Below are 13,993 nucleotides of genomic sequence, written 5' to 3' on the forward strand. Positions count from 1 at the left end.
TGGTTCGATGTTACAGCTAATAGACCTATGCAAAGGCTATGTAGATGGTGATGAATTTCATCCTGTTTTGCAGGGAGCTGAGTTGACGTTGAACCAAGGCGATCAGTTGGCGCTCATGGGCGAGAGTGGATCTGGTAAAAGTACTCTACTGAACTTGATCGCCGGTCTGGATAGTGCTGACTCGGGGGAAATCTGGTTTCCCGGATTTCCCATGCATCACACTTCTGAGCACCATCGCACGGCATTTCGTCGTGACAATATTGGCCAAATCTTCCAGCAATATAACTTGCTACCCACACTCAACATTGCCGATAACATTCGTTTCTGTCGTCAACTGAAAGGCTTACCTGAAGATGCCAGTTTGTGGCGACAAATTCTGTCGGCTCTCGATCTTATGCCTTTGTTGGGTCGTTACCCAGAAGAGGTGTCTGGTGGTCAACAACAAAGAGCGGCGATTGCGCGCGCTTTGTATATGGAACCGAAAATTTTACTTGCTGATGAGCCGACCGGCAGCTTAGATGAACGCAATGCCGAAGCGGTAATGCGCTTGCTCACGACTCTGACTCGTCAGCTCAATTGTGCTTTGCTTTTGGTGACGCACAGTGAAAAAGTTGCGCAGCATATGGATGGCTGTATTCGTCTGCAAGGAGGACAGCTGCATGTTATGGCCCGTAGTTAAGGCGCTATTGGGTCATTATCGTCGCTATCCATTACAGATTTGTCTGGTCTGGCTTGGTCTGACTCTCGGTGTCTCTCTATTGGTGGGCGTTACAGCCATTAACCATCATGCCAGACAAAGTTATGAGCATGGTGAGAAGCTATTTTCTAATCCTTTACCCTATCGTATCCGCTCCAAGCATATTGCTAATAAAATTCCGCAAGGCTTATATATTCAGTTACGTCGTGACGGTTTTCAGCAGTGTGTACCTTTCGATGATTACCGTTTTAGTACTACCTCAGGTTTAGATCTGATTTTACAAGGGGTTGATCCCGTCGCTCTACTCTCTCTCGACAACGGCAAGCCTTTAGCTCAACAAAGTGGTTTGCAACTAATGAACTCACCATATCCGGTGATGGTGAGCCAAGAGCTAGCCAAACTGCAAGATTGGCAAGAAGGGGGCTACATTGCGCTGACGGATGGTTCTCAGCTTGGCCCGATTGTGATTGATAGACATAACCAAGTCACGGGAATGCGAGTAGTGGCCGACCTATCTTTGGTCCGTATGCTCAAAAAAGGCTCTGGATTGACGGTGATCGCGTGTGCGGATATGCCACCGGCCAAGCTCGATAAACTGAAAAAAAGCTTGCCCAATGGCTTAACGCTCACCCGAAGTACACGTTCAGAGTTGGAGTCTTTAACGCAAGCTTTCCATCTCAACTTAACCGCGATGGGCATGTTGGCCTTTTTAGTCGGTATCTTTATTTTCTATCAAGCGATGTCACTGTCCATGGTGCAGCGTCAGCCTTTGGTGGGCACGCTAAGACAAATTGGTGTTAATGGTTGGCAACTGGCCAAAGCATTGCTGATTGAACTGTTGGTATTGGTATTGGTGAGTTGGGTATGCGGTAACGTCTTGGGTTTACTGCTTGCCAATCAATTAATTCCATCTGTCGCGAGCAGTTTGGGTTATCTGTATAACGCCAATGTGGACTTAGCGATTGGTTGGGATTGGTCATGGAGCAGTTACAGTCTTTTAATGGCACTATTGGCGGCCTTTGCTTCTTGTACATGGCCTTTGGTGCGTTTGTTGCGTTCTCAACCCATTCGCTTATCGGCACGCCTGTCACTGGTTCGCTTTGCGGGGAAAGAGTTTAAGCTACAAGCGCTATTGGCCTGTGCTTTGTGTGTGGCGGCGGTCGCGATTTATCAAGCCCCGAAAAGTCAGCAATCAGGGTTTGCGATTATTGGCTTAATGCTGCTGAGCGTTGCGCTGTTTACTCCCTACATTATCTGGACGTTATTCACCAGCTTTTCTTACACGCTGCGCTGGGTCAAAGTGCGTTGGTTTTTTGCCGATGCCGCCGCGAGTATGAGTTATCGTGGTGTCGCCACGATGGCATTTATGGTCGCTTTAGCGGCCAATATTGGTGTTGAAACCATGGTCGGAAGTTTCCGAGACACCACAGATCGCTGGCTGAGCCAGCGCCTTGCGGCCGATATCTACCTTTATCCGAGTAACAGTGTCGCTTCTCGTATGAGCCAATGGCTTGGCCAGCAACCTGAAGTTGATGCGGTTTGGTGGCGTTGGGAAAAAGATTTCGCATCGCAACACGGGCCAGTACAAATCGTCAGTACGGGCGCTTCGGATGGTGAGCTAGACTCACTCACCGTCAAACTGGGAGTGCCTAATTATTGGTACCATTTGCATCATGCTCGGGGGGTAATGATCAGTGAATCGATGGCGTTGAAGCTTGGGATTCGCCCCGGTGACCTGATCGATTTACCGGAGCCGATGGGCTCGGGGTGGGCGGTTTTTGGGGTCTATTACGATTACGGCAATCCTTATCATCAAGTGATGATGTCCCATCAAAACTGGATGAAAGCCTTTGCCGGCACTGGCAACGTGGCTTTGGCGGTTGTGCTCAAAGAAGGGCTCACCGGAGAAAGCGTCAAAAAACGCCTTGATACCATTTTCAGGCTGGATGCGGATCGTATCTTTGATAACACCAATATTCATAGCCATGCGATGCGGGTTTTTGATCGCACGTTTTCGATTGCGGGAACGCTGGGCAATATCACCTTATTTATCGCCGTCTGTGGCATTTTCTTCTCAACTCTAGCGGGAGAAACATCGCGTTTACGCCATATCTCTTTGTTGCGTTGCCTTGGTGTGTCAGGCAAAGAGCTGGTGCTGATCGGCGGAATGCAGTTATTTGTTTTCGGCGCTATCTCTTTATTGATTGCACTGCCTTTGGGATTAACTTTGGCCAAATTAGTGATTGATGTGGTGATCAAACATTCGTTTGGATGGACTATGCAGTTGCAAATGGTGCCGGGAGAGTATGTGTACACAGTGGTGTGGTCTATGATGGCTTTAATTTTGGCGGGCGCTTTGCCGATTATTCGCTTGGCAAGAAAATCACCGATGAAATCACTGCGAGAGGCTTTGTAAATGCGCCGCTTTCGTTTGCGCTTGAAACCTTGGGTATGGCTCTGCCTTGGCGCTCTGTTTTTTATGGTGGGCTTTATTGGCTATGAGCAGGATGAGTATCACAGCATGTTACTGCACTCGGCTGATCCTGAACACTCGACGGTACAGGCAGTGTTTGAACCCGTTTTACCCAATCATCCCGTTCGTTTACCGGCTGATTTTGCCTCTCGCCCTGAATTTGAACAAGAGTGGTGGAAGCTATACGCGTTGCTGGAGGATGAACAAGGCAATCCGTTCAGTGTGCAATGGAACTTGTTGCGTTTGGCGCAAGATGAGCGTGATACGTTAGGATGGCAGACGCCTCAGCTTTATTTTTCTTCTATCGTGATTAATGGCAAGAAAGTGAGCCTACGCGATCAAAAAATAGCTCGTGGCGGCATTGGTCAAGCCGGAATGGGCGATCAGCCTTTTCGGATGTGGATTGATAACTGGACTTGGCGTTCATTGGGCATAGGGCCTTTACCCGGTAATTTGCACCTCAGCGCCGATCACTTCGCCCTAAATCTGCAACTGCGTGCGCTTGGTCCTTATGTGTTATCGGGGGAGCGCGGTTATCAGGTCAAACAAGAACTGCTTTCTCTTGCGAGTTACCAGTTTCAACTGCCCTATATCGCAGTTCATGGCGATTTGGTGGTAAGTCCTGAGCTACCCGCATTGAGAGTCCGCGGACGCGCTTGGTTGAGTAAAGAGTGGGGCAGTGAGTTAGTCGCTAACGATCTGGCGGGCACGGATAGTTTCGTCATCCCACTCAATGATAAGCAGTGGTTGACGGTGAATCGCTTTCGCCACCGTGGAGTGCCAGATTCTGTGTACGGCATGCTGCATAACCTCAACGGTAAGAGTGTCGCGTTGTTGAATCAGGATATTCAACTCGAAGCGCTTTCTTCCTCTTCATTGAGTAATGGAAAGCGAGTCCCTCTACGTTGGCGGTTAGCGATTCCTAAGTATCAAGTGAATGTATCTATTGAGCCATTGGATCGTGACGCTTGGCAGACATTCTTAATTCCGTATTGGGAAGGGCGTATTAAAGTGCTTGGAAGCCACAATCAGACCGGTTTTATGCAGTTATCAGGCTATTAATTTCCTGTGATGATTATTTAGGGTTTGACAAAAAGGCGCGTTAAGCGCTTTTTTGGTTATGAGAACAAGATAAAACAATCAGTTACTATTTTTGATCTTGGTATGAAACTGAGACTGTCTATACTCAATTAAGGTGAAATTCGCAGTGAAATACTCATGGATTCGAAAAAACCGAAGTAAATCCTCATTACAATCGATTTTTCCATTACACTAAGCCTAGCTACACTCTGGAACATTCTTTTGTTAATCAATTATTAACATAATTTAAGGACAAACCTATGTCTGACATGATTCGAGATTTCTTCAAGATGGAATCTGCGGGGGGCATTCTGCTGGTGATTGCGGCGGCCATTGCTATGGTCATTGCCAATTCAGCAATGGGTGAAGGGTACCAAGCATTTTTACATACCTATGTCTTTGGTATGTCGGTTTCACACTGGATTAATGATGGCCTAATGGCGGTGTTTTTCTTATTGATCGGTTTAGAGGTCAAACGTGAACTGCTGGAAGGGGCGCTGAAATCCCGTGAAACGGCGATTTTCCCTGCGATAGCGGCGGTAGGCGGTATGCTCGCTCCTGCATTAATCTATGTAGCCTTCAACTTTAACGATCCGGCTGCCATTCAAGGTTGGGCGATTCCTGCGGCCACCGATATTGCGTTTGCGCTCGGGATCATGGCGCTACTGGGTAAGCGTGTGCCTGTGAGTTTGAAAGTGTTTCTGCTGGCGCTGGCGATTATTGATGACCTTGGCGTAGTAGTGATCATCGCTCTGTTTTACAGCAGTGATTTATCAACCATTGCACTCACCATCGGCTTTATCATGACGGGTGTGCTGTTTATGCTTAATGCCAAGCACGTCACTAAATTGAGTATTTATTTGGTGGCAGGTCTCATCCTATGGATCGCCGTATTAAAGTCGGGTGTTCACGCCACATTGGCTGGAGTAGTGATCGGTTTTGCTATCCCGCTGAAAGGCAATAAGGGTGAGCATTCACCGTTGAAACACCTTGAGCATGCACTGCATCCTTATGTTGCCTTTGCGATTTTACCTGTGTTTGCTTTTGCGAATGCTGGTATCTCACTGCAAGGCGTGTCATTAGCAGGGCTTACTTCTATGCTGCCACTGGGTGTAGCGCTGGGTCTGCTCCTTGGTAAACCACTCGGCATCTTTAGCTTCAGTTGGGCCGCGGTCAAACTCGGGGTAGCAAAACTGCCAGAAGGGATCAACTTCAAGCATATTTTTGCAGTATCGGTACTGTGTGGTATTGGTTTTACTATGTCGATCTTCATTTCATCACTGGCCTTTGGTCAAGCGAATGAAGCTTATGATACTTATGCGCGCTTAGGTATTTTAATGGGGTCAACCACCGCGGCATTACTTGGTTATTCTTTACTGCGACTCTCTCTGCCGCTCAAAAAAGCGTAATCATTTCATCAGGCTTTGAACAATTCTAGCCTCCGCAATGCGGGGGCTTTTTTGTAGTTTCACACTATGACAGTGTGCTGAGTTTGCAACTCAATTGAGAACCTAGAGTGAAGTTAAAGTGCAGAAATTCTTATAACCATTCATATCAATAAGGCTATGCAACCGATGCGAATAATTATTAAAAACGATTGCGCTTGACTTTCTTTTTATGATAAGGTTCGCGCCAATCTCGGACTGAGCTTCTGGGGGACACGCGTGGTGACCATTCAGGCTGATTGTGACACCACGTAGGGTAGGTATCGACAAGTCCTTTTGTCGATAGACGGGATACTCTTGCTGCGGAGCGGCATGTGAATGGGAAACCCAACATTGAACTCACTTAACTTATACACATTAATCAGCTTTGTACTTCCTTTATGCCCTGTTCAACAGGACAGTAGCATTACTGAACCTTGATTCTCTGATTTAGCAATTCGTCATCCAAGCGATGACCCACATTCCGGCTTGCCTATGCGCAAACGCGGAGCATTTTGCTATTCGCCATTTCCATAACCTAAACCGGAAAGGCGGAAACGAATCATCTCAAGGGGAAAAAAGATGAGTACAGCCTTTGAAGTCGATAACCAAATCGCAACTCTGTTTTCAACTCAAGTGCCGTTGCTAGACGGTCTTTACGATCTCACTCCAGACCAAGTGCTGCTTGATCAAGCTGCGCATGAATCTGAAGTGCGTTCTTATCCACGCCGTATTCCTATTGCCATTAAGCAAGCCTATGGCTGTTTGGTGGAAGATACGCGTGGGCAGATTTTCTTGGATTGCTTAGCCGGTGCAGGTACTTTGGTGCTCGGTTATAACCATCCAGAAATCAATCAAGCACTGAAAGCACAACTCGACTCTGGTCTGCCATACCAAACTCTGGATATTGCAACCGAAGCGAAAACCCATTTCATCAAGACCGTGAAAGGCTTTTTGCCTAAGGCCTTGGGTGAAGATTGTGTGATCCAGTTCTGTGGCCCATCGGGTGCCGATGCGGTTGAGGCTGCAATTAAGCTTGCCAAACAAACCACGGGTCGTAACACCATGTTTGCCTTCCGTGGTGCCTACCACGGTATGACTAACGGCACGATGGGGATGATGGGTAACCTCAATACCAAAGCGCGCCGTACGGGCTTGATGTCTGATGTGCACTTTATGCCTTTCCCGTACAGCTTACGCTGTCCGTTTGGTTTAGGGGGTGATGAGGGGGCGAAAGCCAGTATCCGCTACATCGAACGTCTGCTGAATGATGATGAAGCGGGGATCATGAAACCTGCTGCGATCATCGTTGAACCCGTACAAGGTGAGGGTGGTGTTATACCTGCGCCAGCATTCTGGTTGCGCGAACTGCGCCGCATTTGTGATGAGCATGGCATCCTGTTGATCTTTGACGAAATCCAATGTGGTGTAGGCAAAACAGGCCACAACTTTGCATTTGAAGAGTCCGGCATTATTCCTGATGTGCTTTGCTTATCAAAAGCGATCGGCGGCGGTTTACCCATGTCGATTCTGGTTATCAACAAAAAGCACGACACATGGCGTCCGGGCGAGCACACCGGAACCTTCCGTGGCAACCAGCTTGCAATGGTATCTGGCGCTAAAGCGCTTGAAATCATTCAGCGTGATAACCTCGTTGAGCACGCGCGTATTGCGGGTCAATACCTACGCGCTGGCCTAGAAAAAATCCAAAGCCGAGTCAACTGTGTTGCTGAAGTACGTGGTAAAGGCTTGATGCTCGGTCTTGAGATTAAAGATCCAAGCGGCGAACTGAACAAGTTTGGTGAGCCAAAATCAGCACCACAACTGACACTGGCAATTCAACGTGCGGCACTTGAGCGCGGCTTGATGGTAGAAAAAGGCGGCCGTGATGGTTCCGTGATTCGTTTCTTGCCACCAGTCATCATCTCGTTTGAACAGCTCGATTTCGCGTTACGCGTGCTTGAAGAGGCGATTCTTGCTGCAGGCGGCGGCAAAAAAGATCCTGAGCAAGTTAACCAAGAGTGGAAAAAACACTTTATTCACACTGGCCACATGGGCAGCCAAGAGTTCTCACAAGTGATGAACCATACGACCGCTGCGATGAAAGCCGTGTTTGAAGAGGTGAAAGCACCCTATTCAGGCCTTGATCCTAAAGTGCTGGAAGAAGCGATTTACGCGGTGGATCTAGATAACAAAAATGCTTCACTAAAAGAAGTTATCTCTGAGACCGCAGAGTTGATCGCGAAGAACTCCATCATGGTTCAACACCCTGACTGTATCGCGCATTTGCACACGCCACCCTTAATGCCTTCCGTTGTTGCTGAAGCCATTATTGCGTCATTGAACCAATCCATGGACTCATGGGATCAATCTTCTGCAGCAACCTTTGTTGAGCAGAAAGTGGTGGATTGGATGTGTGAAAAGTATGAACTGGGCGCGCAAGCGGACGGTATTTTCACCAGCGGTGGCACGCAAAGCAACCAGATGGGCTTAATGCTCGCTCGTGACTGGATCGCCGATAAGCTCAGTGGCCATTCAATCCAGAAATTGGGTCTACCTGAGTATGCGGACAAACTGCGTATTGTGTGCTCGAAGAAATCACATTTCACGGTACAAAAATCGGCATCTTGGATGGGCCTCGGTGAGAAAGCCATTCTTGCTGTTGACGCACTACCTAATGGCACGATGGATATGACTAAGCTCGAAGCTGTGGTTGAACAAGCCAAAGCTGAAGGGCTGATTCCCTTTGCCATTGTGGGTACCGCAGGCACTACCGACCACGGTGCGATTGATGATCTGGTGACGATCGCCGATGTGGCTGAGAAGCACGCACTGTGGATGCATGTGGACAGTGCCTATGGTGGCGCGCTGATCCTGAGCAGTCATAAAGATCGCCTCAATGGCATCGAGCGCGCTCAATCCATCAGTGTGGATTTCCATAAGCTGTTTTTCCAAACCATTAGCTGTGGCGCATTGCTGCTCAAAGACAAGCATAACTTTAAGTATCTGCTGCACCATGCAGATTACCTAAACCGTGAGCACGATACGCTGCCAAACCTAGTCGATAAATCGATTTCGACTACTAAACGTTTTGATGCCCTAAAAGTGTTTATGACCATGCAAAACGTGGGACCTAAACAACTGGGCGCCATGTACGATCACCTGCTCGCTCAAACATTGCAGGTGGCGGAACTGGTACGTCAGCATCAAAGCTTCGAGCTTTTAGCTGAGCCATCTTTGTCTACCGTGTTATTCCGCGCGGTAAATGAACAAGCTGCTGATCTGGATGAATTGAACAAAGCCGTTCGTCTACAGGCGCTGGTACGTGGTGTCGCTGTGCTTGGCGAAACCATAGTGGATGGCAAAACGGCCTTAAAATTCACAATCTTGAACCCATGCTTGACGATGTCGGATTTCGACTCTCTACTGGCTAAAATTGAAGCTCTAGCTGCTGAGCTAGCGAACTAAAGGTAAAGGAACTATGTCTATTCTACAGATTGGTGCAGGCGGTGTTGGTTGGGTGGTGGCGCACAAAGCCGCACAAAACAACGATGTGCTGGGTGATATTACTATTGCGTCTCGCTCGATTGCGAAGTGTGAAAAAATCATTGAGTCGATTAAGGGTAAAAACAACCTTAAAGACTCTTCCAAGAAACTAGAAGCGCGTCAGGTTAACGCGGATGATATCGAATCACTGGTGAAACTGATTAATGAAGTAAAACCAGATTTAGTCATTAATGCTGGGCCACCATGGGTCAACGTCGCCATTATGGAAGCGTGTTACCAAGCGAAAGTTTCCTATTTGGACACCTCCGTTTCGGTCGATCTCTGTTCCAAAGGCCAGCAAGTACCTGAGGCGTATGACGCACAATGGGCGTTTCGCGACAAATTTAAGCAAGCCGGTATCACCGCGATTTTAAGTGCAGGTTTTGATCCGGGTGTAGTCAGCGTATTTGCGGCCTACGCAGCGAAATATCTGTTCGATGAAATCGACACCATTGACGTTTTAGACATTAACGCTGGCGATCACGGCAAGAAGTTTGCGACGAACTTTGACCCTGAAACCAACCTATTGGAAATTCAGGGTGACTCCATCTATTGGGATGCAGGGGAGTGGAAACGCGTACCTTGCCATACTCGGATGTTGGAGTTTGATTTCCCTAAATGTGGCAAATTCAAAGTGTACTCCATGTCGCATGATGAGCTGCGTTCGCTGAAAGAGTTCATTCCTGCCAAGCGCATTGAGTTCTGGATGGGTTTTGGTGATCGCTACTTGAATTATTTCAATGTGATGCGTGATATTGGCTTATTGAGCCCTGAGCCTCTGACTCTGCAAGATGGAACGGTTGTTAAGCCCCTGCAAGTATTGAAAGCGATGTTGCCCGACCCCACATCGCTTGCGCCGGGATACAAAGGTCTGACCTGCATTGGTACTTGGGTACAGGGCAAAAAAGACGGTAAAGCGCGTAGCGTTTTCATCTATAACCATGCTGATCATGAAGTGGCTTACCATGATGTGGAGCACCAAGCGATTGCCTATACAACGGGTGTGCCTGCGATTACCGCGGCATTGCAGTTTTTCCGTGGTGAATGGGCAGAGCCGGGTGTATTCAATATGGAGCAGCTTAATCCTGATCCTTTCCTAGAAACGATGCCATCGATCGGTCTAGGCTGGGATGTGATGGAACTGGAGCCCGGACAGCCAGATATTCAAGTGGTGAAATAATGCACACTGAGAGTGAAAACCTCAGTGATTAACTCTATACCCTTCCTACTTGAAGCGGCAGCGGTGTTGGCTACGTTCGTTCACCCCAATCACATAGTGTATCTATGCTCATGGGGATGAACTCACTTGCCCCCTACCTGCAACTCCAAGTAGTTTGGGTATAAACAGCTATAACCGAAGGGTTATGGCTGTTTTTCCATTCTTGTTATCGAGATATTTGCCATCACAAGCATGAATGGAAACATTGCAGGATATAGGAACAAACATGCTAAAAGACGAATTGAAAACCCCATACTTCATGATTGATGAAGCAAAACTCATCGCTAACCTAGAAATTGCTAAGCACCTGAAGGAAATTTCGGGTGTGAAGATGGTGTTGGCACTGAAGTGTTTTTCAACTTGGGGGGTTTTTGACATCATCAAACCCTATCTGGATGGCACAACCAGTTCGGGTCCGTTTGAAGTGAAACTAGGCTATGAAACTTTCGGTGGTGAAACTCATGCTTACTCAGTAGGTTACAGTGAAGAGGATGTAAAAGAAGTCATTGATATTTGTGACAAAATGATCTTCAACTCACAATCGCAACTGGCCGCTTATCGCCATCTTGTGGAAGGCAAAGCATCGCTAGGTTTGCGTATCAACCCCGGCGTCAGCTATGCAGGTCAAGACCTTGCTAATCCCGCGCGTCAGTTTTCACGTTTAGGGGTACAGGCCGATCATATCGATGAAAGTGTCTTCGATTCGATTAATGGCGTGATGTTCCATATGAACTGTGAAAATAAAGACGTTGATGCCTTTATTGGCTTACTGGATGCCATTTCCGAACGTTTTGGTCGTTATCTCGATAAATTAGACTGGGTGAGTCTAGGTGGGGGCGTCTTCTTTACTTGGCCAGGTTACGATGTTGAGAAATTGGGCGCAGCACTGAAAGCGTTTGCTGAGCGTCACGCTGTTCAGCTCTATCTTGAACCGGGTGAGGCGATCATTACCAAAACCACGGATCTTGTGGTGACAGTGGTAGACATTGTGGAAAATGGGATGAAAACCGCGATTGTCGATTCCGCAACGGAAGCGCACCGCTTAGATACGCTGATCTATAAAGAGCCTGCATCGGTGTTGGAAGCCAGTGACAACGGACAGCACGAATATGTGATTGGCTCTTGTTCTTGCTTAGCGGGCGATCAGTTCTGTGTGGCTAAGTTTGATGAGCCGCTTCAGGTCGGGCAGAAACTGCATATCCTGGACAGCGCGGGTTACACCATGGTTAAACTCAATTGGTTCAATGGCCTGAAAATGCCGTCGGTTTATTGTGAGCGCAAAAATGGCCAAATCCAGAAGATCAACCAGTTTGGCTATGAGGATTTCAAACGCACCTTATCTTTATGGTCAATTGAGTAGCGAGTACATATTTTGTCTGGACTCGAAGCGGTGAGGTTAAGCGATTAGGATTACTCACCCTTGGTGGCGATAGCCAATAAAAAACAACAAAAAAGCCGTGAGTAATCACGGCTTTTTGATGTGTGAAGATAGTGATTACATAGGAAGTGTCGTAAAAATCGTCCACTCTTTGACCACTTCACCTTTGTAGCCAACAACCGTTGCAGTAACACGACGGTTACGAGCGTGACTCACATCATCGGTACCTTCTACTTCCAAAACGCTATCCCCGTATCCGACAATGTTCACGCGCTCTGGCGCTACGCCATAACGCAGTAATTGGTCACGAACCGCTTCTGAACGCTGCTTAGAGAGGGCAAGGTTATGTTCCGCGCTGCCTACTTTGCTCGCGTAGCCTTGTAACTCAATAGATGTTGAAGGATAGGTTTGCAAAAACTCAGCCATTTGACGGATTTGCGTTAAAAACGCAGGCTCAATCGAGCTCGAGTCATTAGCAAACAGAATATGTAATTGCTGCATCTGTGATGATTTGACAAAGGTGCCACAGCCATCATTATCGATTTCAGAGCCTTTGGGTGTATCAGGGCAAAGATCGCGAGCATTGATAACACCGTCTCTATCGTCATCTTGCAGATCCGCAATCTGATTCGCGAGTGGAGTAGGACGATAGTCGTACTCATCACCTTCGTGCTTTGTATATTGACCTTGATTTGCCAATGCCGACGTGGTTACAGTGCAAAGAAATAGTGGCAGAGCCCATGATTTGATTGACATATTAGTACTCCACCTTAGCTGTCCATTCCTGCGGGATATCGACTCTTAAGGCATCTAACAAGTTACCAGATGCATTCATGACACGATATTTTGCATATTGTTCAGCATATCGTGCATCGAGGTAGTCCTTGCGTGCCTCGAAAAGCTCATTCTCAGTGTTGAGGAGATCGAGCAATGTACGCTGGCCGATTTGATACTGTTTACGATACGAAACAACCGTTTTGGATGCAGAATCAACGTGATCTGCCAAAAACTGTTTCTGTTGCAGAGTGAGATCCAAGGCACTCCAAGATAAGCGAAGCCCTTCCTCAACGGTACGGAAGGTTTTTTCACGCAGATCCTTGGAACGATTGAGTTGATAAGCCGCACTTTCTGTACGATCACTGTCACTGCCGCCATTGTAGAGATTGTAACGCAAACGGAGCATCGCACTGAGCTCATCACTGCTGCCCTCAATACCGCCTGCATCATTACGCCAGCTTTGAGCCGCTTCGAAAGAGAGTGTGGGGTAATTTGGCGCTTTAGACTGCTTATACTGGAAGCGTGCTGCATCCACATCCGCTTGAGCAACCTTAATCACAGGATGATTTTCTTGCGCCATATTTAAAGCATTTTCTAATGACGGAGGTATCGCATTTTGATCGGCACGAGGAAACTCTAAGCTCACAGGTTCTTGACCCACTAAGCGGCGAAACTGAGTGTAGATGTCAAAAAGATTGTTTTGTGCAGCCACCAAGTTGCTGTGCGCTTTTGCTAAACGAGCCTCAACTTGAGTCACATCGGCTGTAGAGCCAATCCCTGAATCGGCGCGCTTTTTAATATCGCGGTAGATATCTTTATGAATAGCCAGATTGTTTTCTGACAGCGTTAGAATTTCAGAAGCTTTGGTTGCGTCCAGATAAATCTTGGCGACTTCCAAAGCCATGTTAGAGGCATCGGCTAATAACTGATAGCGATCCGCCTCAGCTTCCGCTGCCGTTCTATCCATATCATTCAGTGTGGCAGACCCATCCCAAATCAATTGAGTGAGGGTAAGGGTGGCATCTTTACGGGTTAAATCTGTGTTTCTATTACCACTAGATTCTGCAGGATTAATCGCCTCATAACCGATACCTGCATCAAGATCGATCTTCGGTAAGTAAGCGCCTGACGATGCCTCTGCATCATATTCACGACTTTTAAATTGATTAAATGCGCTTTTTAGCTCCGGGTTGGATGCCAACGTGATGGATACAGCTTGCTCCAACGTTTGCGCAGAAACCGGATTGCTCAATGCGATAGCGAGCGCAATCGCCTTTAATGGTAATCCTTTCAAAACGTTCTCCCCAGTGTGGGCCATTACTCAATGAATGACCTTTAGTCTAATCCAGATTCATTATCATTTATAAGACATATAGGATATTTGACGTCAACAATATGA

General features: G+C 47.4%; 9 protein-coding genes. 7 read left to right on the forward strand and 2 right to left on the reverse strand.

Annotated features, from left to right (window positions below):
- Window positions 1–7: 7 nt before the first annotated feature.
- From F0316_RS06150 to nspC, 7 genes are all read left to right on the forward strand, one after another.
- Window positions 8–679, forward strand: a complete 672-nt coding sequence (locus F0316_RS06150; protein ID WP_095471010.1) for an ABC transporter ATP-binding protein — start codon at window positions 8–10, stop codon at window positions 677–679.
- The gene (locus F0316_RS06155) at window positions 660–3,113 is read left to right on the forward strand and encodes an ABC transporter permease (protein WP_172625970.1); all 2,454 of its coding nucleotides are present in this window, start codon (window positions 660–662) and stop codon (window positions 3,111–3,113) included. The genes F0316_RS06150 and F0316_RS06155 overlap by 20 nt, the downstream gene beginning before the upstream one ends.
- Window positions 3,114–4,232, forward strand: coding sequence for a lipocalin-like domain-containing protein (locus F0316_RS06160; RefSeq protein ID WP_149560306.1), 1,119 nt, complete (start codon window positions 3,114–3,116; stop codon window positions 4,230–4,232).
- Between the two features lie 278 nt (window positions 4,233–4,510).
- Window positions 4,511–5,659 (forward strand): Na+/H+ antiporter NhaA, encoded by a 1,149-nt coding sequence (nhaA, locus tag F0316_RS06165; RefSeq protein WP_032480680.1) that lies wholly within the window; start codon window positions 4,511–4,513, stop codon window positions 5,657–5,659.
- 597 nt (window positions 5,660–6,256) lie between these two features.
- On the forward strand, window positions 6,257–9,142 hold the full coding sequence (locus tag F0316_RS06175) for a pyridoxal phosphate-dependent class III aminotransferase (RefSeq protein WP_149560307.1): 2,886 nt from the start codon (window positions 6,257–6,259) through the stop codon (window positions 9,140–9,142).
- A 13-nt stretch (window positions 9,143–9,155) separates the two neighbouring features.
- Window positions 9,156–10,400 (forward strand): carboxynorspermidine synthase, encoded by a 1,245-nt coding sequence (locus F0316_RS06180; RefSeq protein WP_000025716.1) that lies wholly within the window; start codon window positions 9,156–9,158, stop codon window positions 10,398–10,400.
- A gap of 265 nt (window positions 10,401–10,665) precedes the next feature.
- Window positions 10,666–11,799 carry a carboxynorspermidine decarboxylase gene (gene nspC, locus F0316_RS06185; protein WP_162807548.1) on the forward strand — a complete coding sequence of 378 codons (1,134 nt, stop codon included), beginning with the start codon at window positions 10,666–10,668 and terminating at the stop codon, window positions 11,797–11,799.
- 135 nt (window positions 11,800–11,934) lie between these two features.
- On the opposite strand, the gene F0316_RS06190 is transcribed toward nspC, so the two are convergent.
- Window positions 11,935–12,573 (reverse strand): OmpA family protein, encoded by a 639-nt coding sequence (locus tag F0316_RS06190; RefSeq protein WP_000023794.1) that lies wholly within the window; start codon window positions 12,571–12,573, stop codon window positions 11,935–11,937.
- A gap of 1 nt (window position 12,574) precedes the next feature.
- On the reverse strand, window positions 12,575–13,888 hold the full coding sequence (locus F0316_RS06195) for a TolC family outer membrane protein (protein ID WP_001972764.1): 1,314 nt from the start codon (window positions 13,886–13,888) through the stop codon (window positions 12,575–12,577).
- Window positions 13,889–13,993 lie beyond the last annotated feature (105 nt).

It is taken from the genome of Vibrio cholerae (assembly GCF_008369605.1).
GTDB classification, from domain to species: Bacteria; Pseudomonadota; Gammaproteobacteria; order Enterobacterales; family Vibrionaceae; genus Vibrio; species Vibrio cholerae.

What these genes read in the sequence shown, in the direction of transcription:
- F0316_RS06175 (WP_149560307.1), top strand. Translation starts at nt 6,257, where the DNA reads ATGAGTACAGCCTTTGAAGTCGATAACCAAATCGCAACTCTGTTTTCA.
- nhaA (WP_032480680.1), top strand. Translation starts at nt 4,511, where the DNA reads ATGTCTGACATGATTCGAGATTTCTTCAAGATGGAATCTGCGGGGGGC.
- F0316_RS06190 (WP_000023794.1), bottom strand. Translation starts at nt 12,573, where the DNA reads ATGTCAATCAAATCATGGGCTCTGCCACTATTTCTTTGCACTGTAACC.
- F0316_RS06155 (WP_172625970.1), top strand. Translation starts at nt 660, where the DNA reads ATGTTATGGCCCGTAGTTAAGGCGCTATTGGGTCATTATCGTCGCTAT.
- nspC (WP_162807548.1), top strand. Translation starts at nt 10,666, where the DNA reads ATGCTAAAAGACGAATTGAAAACCCCATACTTCATGATTGATGAAGCA.
- F0316_RS06150 (WP_095471010.1), top strand. Translation starts at nt 8, where the DNA reads ATGTTACAGCTAATAGACCTATGCAAAGGCTATGTAGATGGTGATGAA.
- F0316_RS06180 (WP_000025716.1), top strand. Translation starts at nt 9,156, where the DNA reads ATGTCTATTCTACAGATTGGTGCAGGCGGTGTTGGTTGGGTGGTGGCG.
- F0316_RS06160 (WP_149560306.1), top strand. Translation starts at nt 3,114, where the DNA reads ATGCGCCGCTTTCGTTTGCGCTTGAAACCTTGGGTATGGCTCTGCCTT.